Genomic DNA, 9,440 nt, shown 5'->3' on the forward strand with positions numbered 1-9,440 from the left:
AGTTCGATGACGATTACCGTCGGCAACGGCACTCCGGTCAGTATTCCCATGAGCGATTTCTCGCTGTCGGGCCTGGCCGGTGCGATCAACGGCGCCGACGCCGGCGTCACCGCCACCGTCATCAACGACGGCACCAAGGACCGCCTGGTGGTCACGGCCAAGGATACCGGCGCGGCCAACACCGTCAAGATCAGCGCCGGCGGCGACTTGTCCCCGTTCGACACCAGTACCGGTTCGATGACCCCGCTGCAAAGCGCCGCCGACGCCGAGTTCAGCATCGACGGCATCAATGTGAAAAAGCCGTCCAACACGGTGACCGACGCCATCAAGGGCGTGACCCTGAACCTGGCCGAGACCAATGCCGGCAACCCGGTAAAGGTGACCATCGCCAAGGATGCGGACACGATCAAGAAGAATGTCCAGGGCCTGATCGACGCCTACAACAAGCTCGCGAGCACCGTCGGCAACCTGACCTCGTACAACGCCACCACCAAGACCGGCGCCGTGCTCAACGGCGATTCGTCGGCGCGCGGCATTCTCACCCAGATCCGTTCGGAACTGGGCAAGGCGGTATCGGATGCAGGCGACCTGAAAGGCCTGTCGGACATCGGCATTTCATTCCAGCGCGACGGCACGCTGATGCTGGAGAAGCCCGACAAGCTGCAAAAGGCGATCGACAGCAACTTCGACAACCTTGGCAATCTGTTTTCGTCGGCCAGCGGCATCGGCACGCGCCTGAACACGCTGACCACGAGCATGCTGGGTTCGAAAGGCGTGATCCAGACCCGTACCGACGGCATCAACGATACCCTGAAGCGCCTGGGCGACCAGGAAAACACGATCCAGGACCGCCTGGCGCAGACCGAAGCGCGCTACCGCACCCAGTTCAACGCCCTCGACACGTCGATGGCCAAGATGAAATCCACCAGCAACTACCTGGCCCAGCAGCTGGCCTCGCTGTCGTCGTCCTACTGAGTCTGCCGGATCACTCGGCGACCACCACCCGGTTCTTGCCGCTGCTCTTGGCCCTGTACATGGCCTGGTCGGCACGCGTCATCAAGGAAACCTGGTCCTCGTTCTGGCGGCGCAGCGCCACGCCGCAGGAGAAGGTGATCAGCATCTTCTCGTTATCGTGCAGGAAGAAGTGCCTGGTCAGCTCGCGCTGCACCCGCACCATCGCCGCGCTGGCGGCCTCGACATCCGTCTCGGGCAGCAGGATCAGGAATTCCTCGCCGCCGAAGCGGGCGATCACGTCCATCGAGCGCAGCGTGTCCTTGACCACCTTGACCAGGTGGCGCAGCGCGCGGTCGCCAGCCAGGTGGCCGTAGGTGTCGTTGAGCTTCTTGAAATTGTCGAGGTCGAGCAGGGCCACGCACAGCGGCGTGCCGCGGCGGTCGGCGCGCGCGCTCTCGCGCTCGAACACGTCGTCCAGGCCGCGCCGGTTCAGGCTGCCGGTCAGCTGGTCTTCGCGCACCAGCTCGCTCACGTGCTGCAGCTTCGCTTCCAGGTCCCTGATGCGCGCTTCCGCTTCCTGCATTTCCCGGTGCGCAGCCAGCATGCGGTCGCGCGAGGCGAGCGCCTCGGCCTGCACCGCGCGGGTCTCGCGCAGCACTTCTTCCAGCACCAGGTTCAGTTCCTCGATGTTGGCGGCGCCGCGGATGCGCTCCGAGAAGCCGCCGATCTTTTCCTGGTAGTCGCCGGTCGAGGCAGCCACCGAGCCGAGCCGGTCGATGAAGGTCATCATCATCTGCTTCATGGTCAGCTTGACGTCGGCGATGCCGTGCCTGAGCTGGCCCTGCTTGTAGATGACGTCCTTCAGGCTGCGGGTCGCGTCTTCCAGCGCGCGGTGGTCGAGCGGGCCGGCAATCAAGTCCTGCACGGCGGCGATCTGGCCGCGCATCCAGCTGTCGTCGTCGAGCAGCTCGCTGACGTTCTCCAGCAGCAGTTTGAACAGGCGCAGCAGCAGCTCCTGCTGCTCGGCGCTGTCGCCGCTCTTCAGTTCGATCTGGTAGCACAGTTCCTTCAGGCGCGCGCCGATCTCGTGCAGGGCGGCTTCGCCGTGCGCGGTCTTGACCGCGGTGCCCAGCGATTCGGCCGCGCCGGCCAGCGTCGAACCGGTCGGCAGCAGGGCCGCGACCGCAAAGGTGAGGGTGCGGCTGAGCAGGTCGCGCAGCTGCTTGGCCTCGGCGTCCTCGAGGCCCAGCGCGAGCACCGGATGGGTATGGCGGCGCAGATGCTTCTCGGCCAGTTGCGACAGCATGCGTGCATAGCCGTCCCAGTCGCGCTGCTTGACTGCGCGGTTCAGGCGCGTGCCGATCTCGGCCAGTTCGCCCGGCGTGTCGGCCAGGCGGTGGGCGAAGCCGGACAGCACGCTTTCCGCGCCCGGATCGGCGCCGCCCGCCGCCGGGGCAGGCGCGGGAGCAGACGCAGGCACGACGGGCGCGAGCACGCCGGCGATCTCGTTATAGATATCCCGGTAGGCGTCGGGCGTGGGGGCGATGCGCCGGGTCGCGAGACGGCGAAACGCCTCCCGGGCGATCTCGGCCGGGTTCTGGCTGGGGCTGGACATGGTGGGCGTTGCTATTTGGAATATTTATTCCGCCATCCTAGCCCTGTTTTTTATTTTCGATCGATCGAAAAAACGGCGGAATACCGCTTACTTCCCTCTCAATCGATCAGCTGGTTGCGAATGGCGTAGTGGGTGAGTTCCGCGCTGGTCTTGAGCTTCATTTTCGACAGCAGGCGCGAACGGTACTCGCTGACCGTCTTCACCGACAGCGACAGTTCCCTGGCGATTTCGCTGACCGTCTTGCCGGATGCGATCATGGTCAGGGTCTGGTATTCGCGGTCCGACAAGGTGTCGTGGACCGGCTTGTCGTGGTCTTCGCCGAGCTGGGCCGCCAGCACCTGGGCCAGCTGCGCGCTCACATAGCGCTGGCCGCCCGCCACCTGGCGGATCGCATTCACCAGCTCGCGCGGTGCGCTCTGCTTGGTCAGGTAGCCGGAGGCGCCGGCCTTCAGCGAGCGGATCGCGTACTGGTCCTCCCGGTGCATCGACAGCATCAGGACGGCCAGTTCCGGCTTGTCGTCCTTGATCTGCTTGAGCACTTCGATGCCGTTGCGGTCGGGCAGGGAGATGTCGAGCAGGAGCACGTTGCAGCGCGACTTGCGGAACAGCTTGACGGCGTCGAGGCCGGTCTCGGCTTCACCGACGACGGCAATGTCGCGCTCCTCGGCGAGAATCTGTTTCAGGCCTGCACGCACGATGGCGTGGTCGTCGGCGATAAAAACGCGAATACTGATTTTTTCTGTCATGCTCGGGGGGCTTCGGGTTGCTGGGACGCTGCGGCTTTTGCTGCCGATGCGGTCAGCCTGATCTTGACGACCACCATCGTGCCACCGCCGGGCACCGCCGACAAGCTCAGGGTGCCGCCCAGCGCACGGGCGCGCTCGCTCATGCCGCGCAGCCCGAAGGAATGCGGCTTGAGGCGGTCGGCCTGGGTGATGCCGCGGCCATTATCGCAGATGGTGAGCGTCAGGTGCTGGCGCTGGCGGCGCAGCGTGACCGTGACCCGGGTCGCGCCGGCGTGCTTGGCGATGTTGGTGAGCGCTTCCTGGAAGATGCGGAACAGGGCGCTGGCATGGTCCGGGTCGAGTTCGCCTTCGATGTCGCTACCGTCGGCGCCGCCGTCGGTGCGCACGATGCAGGCGATGCCCATCTGCTTCTCGAATTCGCGCGCCTGCCATTCCAGCGCGGCGACGATGCCCAGGTCCAGCGTCGACGGCCGCAGGTCGAGCGAGATCCGGTGTACCGCCTCGATGCTGCGGTCGACCAGCTTGTCCAGGTAATCCGCCTTTTCCTGCAGCGTGGCCTCGGCCGGCAGGCGCGCCGCCAGCATCGCCAGCGCCATCTTGATCGCCGTGAGGTTGCCGCCGAGGTCGTCGTGGATCTCGCGCGCGATGCGGGTCCGCTCCTGCTCTTTGACCTGCTCGATGTGCGCGGTCAGCTCGGCCAGGCGCGCGCGCGAACGGCGGATCTCTTCCTGCTCCAGCTTGCTGGCCGTGATGTTGGTCATCATGCCGTCCCACTGCATCCCGCCGCTGTCCAGCGGCAAGGGAGTGGCGCGCAGGTTGATCCACTTGACGTCGTTCCAGGTGTCCTCGATGCGGATCCGGCCTTCCCAGTTCCAGGCGCTGACGCCCGCCTTCGAGGCCAGCATCGCATCGTGGTAGCTTTTCCGGTCTTCCGGGAGGATCAGCTGCACGAAGCGCCCGGGATCCTGCTGCAGCTCGCTCACCGGCAGCCCGAGCAGGGCGGTGCAGCCTTCGCTGAGGTAAGTGAAGGCCGTGCGGCCGTCCGGATGCAGCACGAACTGGTAGACCAGGCCCGGCGTATGGTTGACCACGGCGTTGAAGCGTGCCTGGTACTGCTGCAGCGCGGCGGTGGCGGCGTGCGCGAGCGACTGGTCGTCGCCGATCGCCAGGAACAGCGAGTGGCCGTCGCGCACGATGCGGAGAAAACACAGCTTGATCGGATAGCGGCTGCCGTCCGCACGCAGGAAATGGGTGCGCAGGCCGACCTGGGCGCCGACGTCCTGGCCCAGCGAGGCCAGGAGCCCGCGCAGCTCGGCCAGGTCCAGGTCCGGGGCGAGATCGAGCGGGCTCATGGTGTTGAGCTTGGCCAGGTCGTAGCCGAGGTTCTGGCGCGCCGCCTGGTTGGCGTCGACCAGCAGCAGGGTGTCGGCGTCGATCAGGTAGATCTCGGTGGCGGCGGCCTGCATGGCCGGGGCCAGGGCCGGGACGGGAGAGGGAGTCATCGCATTCTTCATGTTGTTGGTCCGTCAGCGGCGCCGCGCGCGCCATTGGACGATGAAACGGCGCAGCACCCTCGACATGCGGCTGGCGTGGCGGCTGCCGAACGGCACCCCGGCACGCCTGCCGCGTACCCGTCGCGCGAATCGGAAACGCCACTGGCGCAGCGCGCGCCGGCTGTGCCGCAGCAATTGTCCGGCCTGCAAAAAGACGCGGCTGGCGCGCAGCCGCCCGACCCAGTGGTTCTTCAGCCGCATGAACCAGCCGTGGCAGCGCGCGAACCAGCCCACCGCCAGCAGGGTCGGCAGGGTCAGCGCGTACAGCCGGGCGACCACCGCCGCGCTGCCCAGCTTGGCGATCACGATGGTGGCGATCCCGGACACGGCATGGCCGTGCGCGATCGCCACCACGGCCAGCACCTTGACCGGCACCAGCAGCAGCCCGGGCAGCACGAACACGCACAGCGCGCCATAGGGCGGCAGCCGGCGCACGCGGGTCTCCAGCGCCGCCAGCAGCGGCCAGCGCGCCAGGCCCGCGCCCAGGCGCGCCCCCACGTCCCAGCACCACTCCTCGAGCAGCAGGAGCATGGCGGCCAGGTACACCAAGGGCGCGAACAGCCGGGTGCGCGCATTCGTCATGGCTCGTGTCATGTCCGAATGATACGGGAAATGGCGGCGCCTGCCGTCGCAGCCGTGACGCATTTGCATCACGTTTGTGCGCTTGGGGCTACAATAAGACTTATGAATAAGGCATTTGTAAAAGAGTCCGATAACGACGACGACGATGAAGCCCTTGCGCTGGCGCAGGCGATCCCGGCCGGCTCCAAGAACTACATCACCCCGGCCGGGCACAAGGCCATCAAGGACGAGCTGCTGCAGCTGATCGACGTCGACCGTCCGGAAGTCGTGCGCGTGGTGCACTGGGCGGCCTCGAACGGCGACCGCTCGGAAAACGGCGACTACATCTACGGCAAGCGGCGCCTGCGCGAGATCGACCGCCGCATCCGCTTCCTCACCAAGCGCCTGGACTCGGCCTTCGTGGTCGACCCCTCGGTCCACCATGGCAACGACCAGGTCTTCTTCGGCGCCACCGTCAGCTACCTGAACAAGGCGGGCGAAGAGCACACCGTCACCATTGTCGGCATCGACGAGCTCGATCCGCTGAAGGGCAGGATCAGCTGGGTTTCGCCGGTGGCGCGCGCCCTGACCAAGGCGCGCGAGGGCGACGTCGTCACCCTGCAGACGCCGCAGGGTACCGACGAGCTGGAAATCCTCGGCGTCGAGTATCCCGAACCCATTACCGATTGAGTTGAATCCCTTTATGAATCGCAATACCGAAGCCGCGCGTGAGGCCGGGTTTGGACCCGATCCTTTGGCTGCGCTGCGCAGTGCCACGGCCAGCCGCCACGAAGAGCTCGACAGCGGCCTGCCGATCGGCGCCGCCGATGCGTCGCTGGCCGATTACGCCGCCCACCTGGCAATGCTGCGCGCCTGGCTGGCGCCGCTGCAGGGCTGGCTCGCCGGGTTCGCCGACGGCCCGCGCTTCGAACAGGCCGGCAGGCTGGCGCTGATCGACCAGGACCTGGCCGAGCAGGGTATGCCGGCCGCACCGGTGCCGGCGCCATCCGCCGATGCCGGATGGCCGTCCGCCGCCAGCCCTGCCTGGCGCTGGGGCGTGTGCTACGTGATCGAAGGCTCGCAACTGGGCGGCGCCGTCCTCTACCAGCGCCTGCACGAACGGCTGGCCCCGCATCCGCTGCGCTACCTGAAGGGAAGCGACAGCGGTCCCGGCCCGCGCTGGCGCGTCTTCATGCTGGCCTTGCGCGAGCACGTGCGCAGTCCGCAGGAGATTGCCGAGGCCAGCGCGGGAGCGTGCGCGGCATTCGACAGCATCCTGGCCTTGAGCACGCCTCGCGATTCCTGATAAATGCCCAAGAAAACCCCCACCTTCCCCGGCCCGCGCACGGCGCGCGGCCTGGTCCTCGCGATCCTGTTGTCGAATGCCGACCAGGCCGGTGCCGAGCCCCTGCGTGGGCGCGTGACCCTGGCCGCGATCGTCCGCTCCCTGAAGCGCAAGTACCATTGGCCGATCGAGACCACGAGTTTTCCGTCGAATGCGGCGGACGGCCGCGCCACCTGGGCGACCGTGTACAGCCTGCCCGCCGAGGTCGTCGACAAGGCGCTGGATGCGCGCGGGCGCGACTGGCTGAGGAGCAGCCTGGGCGACAGGGATGTGGCGTGACGGACTGACGGACCGCCAGGCATCCTGCTCGGAGGATGCTCGTCGGCATTTGATGCAAAAAGGAAATTTCAGAATATTCTTTGTTATCTGAACGCCTTTATAATTCTTGCAACTGAACAATTATTCACATGCATGGATTACCACGGCACGCCCGGCAACGACCTGATTGACCAGGACAAGCTAGACATCCCGGGCGAACCGTTCTTTACGGCGATGCCGGCGACGATACCATTGCCGTCAGGAGCGGAATCGCGATCGGCGGCGCGGGCAACGATACCGTGATCGCTCTGGCCGACTGGGCCACCGTCGCCTACTGGGATTCGCCGGCAGGTATAAGGGTCGACTTGGGTAAGTAGAAGGCCTGAGACACAATTTCTAACGTAGGCGTTGTCTGGCTAGAATGGCAGCCTTTGCACCGTATGCGCAAGCATGCGAGTAAGTTCGACTCGTTCAAGGGCCGACACTTCGAGCAGGACATCATGATTCTGTGCGTAGGCTGGTACCTGTGTCACAAGCTGTCGTAGTGCGACTTCCACGTTTGCTTGTCGGATGCTCATCAACGGGGAACTCATCGTTGCTGCGCGGCAACATTTCGCCGTTGACTGGGTTTTATCCGCTAGAATTGCACTCTTCCCTCGCCCGGGCTTTCGATTAGCCCGTTGCGTTTTCGCTATCGCCACAAACCTTTCGATGACGGGCCTGGCAAAACAATGCGCTTGCTTCCTAGCGCCATTGGCTCCTTTCTTTTCAACATGTACAGTAATAATCAATCAGAGCAGCTACGCCTGAGTACACTCATATCGTACGACATTCTCGATAGTGCAGACGAGGAATGCTTCGATCGCTTAACTAGGTTAGCCGCACGCATCTGCGAAACGCCGATGGCCACGATTACTTTCGTCGACGCGACCCGGCAATGGTTCAAGTCATCGGTGGGGCTCGAGGTACGGGAAACCGGACGTGATATCGCGTTTTGTGCTCATGCGATCAATGCAGCAGAACTGTTCGTCGTTGAAGACGCGTGGTCGACGCCGCTGTTCGCCAGCAATCCGCTGTCGGTGGGTGAACCAGGAATCCGCTTTTACGCTGGCATGCCGCTGGTCGCGCCCGAGGGAGTAGTGCTTGGCACGCTCGCGGTCATGGATCGCGTACCACGATTGCTGAACTCGCTTCAAGTTGAAACGCTGGAAACACTTGCCCTGCAAGTTGTCGCCCAACTGCTACTGCGGCGGGAGCGCAAGGCCGCCGAGGTGGCGCGTGCCAATCAAGTACAAAAGAAGAATGCGTTTTTGCAGATCGCTAACAAGTCCTTTCTCATCGGGACTTGGGAAATGAGCTTGCCAGAACGACGTTTTTACTGGTCCGATGCCATGTGCGATTTGCATGAGATGCCACATGGCACCGTTCTCAGTTGGGAGCAAAGCCTGAGTTTTGTCGTGCCGAGTTACCGCAGGAAGATGATGGATGCGTTCGAGGCTTGCCTGCAATCGGGACAGGGATGGGATGAGGAGCTGGAGATAAGGACGATGAGTTGCCGCCGGGTCTGGGTACGTTCAAGCACCCAGACATTGCTGGGTGCGGACGGCCAGGTGACGCAAGTCCAGGGCATCCTGAGGGACATCAGCAACAATAAGGAGAGTGAATATGCATTAATCGCGAGCGAGCAGAGTTTTCGCCATCTCGCCGACGCCATGCCATACATCGTATGGTCGGCCGAGCCAGACGGCCAGATCGATTATGGCAACCGCGCCATCATCGACTATGCCGGTCTGCAGAACATTGACAGGCTTGCCGACGAGTGGATCGGCCTGCTGCATCCCGACGACGTCGGCCCGACACTGTCGCATTGGATGGAATCGGTCCGCAGCGGCGATATCTTCTCGTGCGAATACCGCTTGCTGCGCGCCGACCAAACCTATCGCTGGCACCTAGCGAAAGGCATGCCAATCAGGGACGACAATGGCACTATCACCAAGTGGTACGGTACTACCATGGATATCCACGACATGAAACTGGCGCAGGAGGAGATTGGCCGGCTGGCGTTCTACGATCCATTAACCCAGCTGCCTAACCGCCAGCTATTGATGGACCGGCTCGCACATGCCCTGTCGCTGCATGCCAAAAGCGGACGAATGGGTGCAGTTATGGTAGTCGACCTGGACAATTTTAAGGTGATTAACGATACGCTGGGCCATTGCATGGGCGATCTCCTGCTCGACCAAGTGGCGAGTCGTCTGACAGGCAGCGTGACGTCAAAGGAGACGGTGGCGCGCCTAGGGAAGCGCTGATTTAATCGCCGAGCTCCCCCGGCCGCCGGCGCAACTGGCACAATGATGCATCCCATCTTTCCAGCATCACCGATGAAGCAAACGAGTTTTTCCGACGCC

At 64.1% G+C, this 9,440-nt stretch carries 9 protein-coding genes; 5 read left to right on the top strand and 4 right to left on the bottom strand.

What is annotated here, in order from left to right:
- On the top strand, positions 1-975 hold a 975-nt coding region (gene fliD / locus ACI48D_RS04310), incomplete at its 5' end, for a flagellar filament capping protein FliD (RefSeq protein WP_435569979.1).
- Between the two features lie 10 nt (positions 976-985).
- Here fliD and ACI48D_RS04315 read toward each other — a convergent pair.
- The 4 genes from ACI48D_RS04315 to ACI48D_RS04330 form a co-directional block, all read right to left on the bottom strand.
- The gene (locus ACI48D_RS04315; protein WP_435569980.1) at positions 986-2,569 is read right to left on the bottom strand and encodes a GGDEF domain-containing protein; all 1,584 of its coding nucleotides are present in this window, start codon (positions 2,567-2,569) and stop codon (positions 986-988) included.
- A 98-nt stretch (positions 2,570-2,667) separates the two neighbouring features.
- Positions 2,668-3,315: a response regulator gene (locus tag ACI48D_RS04320; protein ID WP_435569981.1), complete on the bottom strand. Its 648-nt coding sequence runs from the start codon at positions 3,313-3,315 to the stop codon at positions 2,668-2,670.
- The gene (locus ACI48D_RS04325) at positions 3,312-4,817 is read right to left on the bottom strand and encodes a PAS domain-containing sensor histidine kinase (RefSeq protein WP_435569982.1); all 1,506 of its coding nucleotides are present in this window, start codon (positions 4,815-4,817) and stop codon (positions 3,312-3,314) included. Before ACI48D_RS04325 ends, ACI48D_RS04320 begins: the two co-directional genes overlap by 4 nt.
- 24 nt (positions 4,818-4,841) lie before the next feature.
- Complete coding sequence (locus ACI48D_RS04330; protein ID WP_435569983.1) at positions 4,842-5,462, bottom strand: hypothetical protein; 621 nt, start codon at positions 5,460-5,462, stop codon at positions 4,842-4,844.
- A 90-nt stretch (positions 5,463-5,552) separates the two neighbouring features.
- Between ACI48D_RS04330 and greB the strand changes: the two genes are divergently transcribed.
- The 4 genes from greB (at position 5,553) to ACI48D_RS04350 (ending at position 9,341) form a co-directional block, all read left to right on the top strand.
- Positions 5,553-6,119, top strand: a complete 567-nt coding sequence (greB, locus tag ACI48D_RS04335; protein ID WP_435569984.1) for a transcription elongation factor GreB — start codon at positions 5,553-5,555, stop codon at positions 6,117-6,119.
- Positions 6,120-6,132: 13 nt separating this feature from the next.
- Positions 6,133-6,735 carry a biliverdin-producing heme oxygenase gene (locus tag ACI48D_RS04340; protein WP_435569985.1) on the top strand — a complete coding sequence of 201 codons (603 nt, stop codon included), beginning with the start codon at positions 6,133-6,135 and terminating at the stop codon, positions 6,733-6,735.
- A gap of 3 nt (positions 6,736-6,738) precedes the next feature.
- Entirely contained in the window at positions 6,739-7,053 is a 315-nt protein-coding gene (locus tag ACI48D_RS04345; RefSeq protein WP_435569986.1) for a hypothetical protein, read from the top strand.
- A 752-nt stretch (positions 7,054-7,805) separates the two neighbouring features.
- Positions 7,806-9,341, top strand: a complete 1,536-nt coding sequence (locus ACI48D_RS04350) for a PAS domain-containing protein (RefSeq protein ID WP_435569987.1) — start codon at positions 7,806-7,808, stop codon at positions 9,339-9,341.
- Positions 9,342-9,440: the final 99 nt, after the last annotated feature.

Origin of the sequence: Massilia sp. LXY-6 (assembly GCF_051233485.1) — a bacterium.
Lineage (GTDB): Bacteria > Pseudomonadota > Gammaproteobacteria > Burkholderiales > Burkholderiaceae_D > Telluria.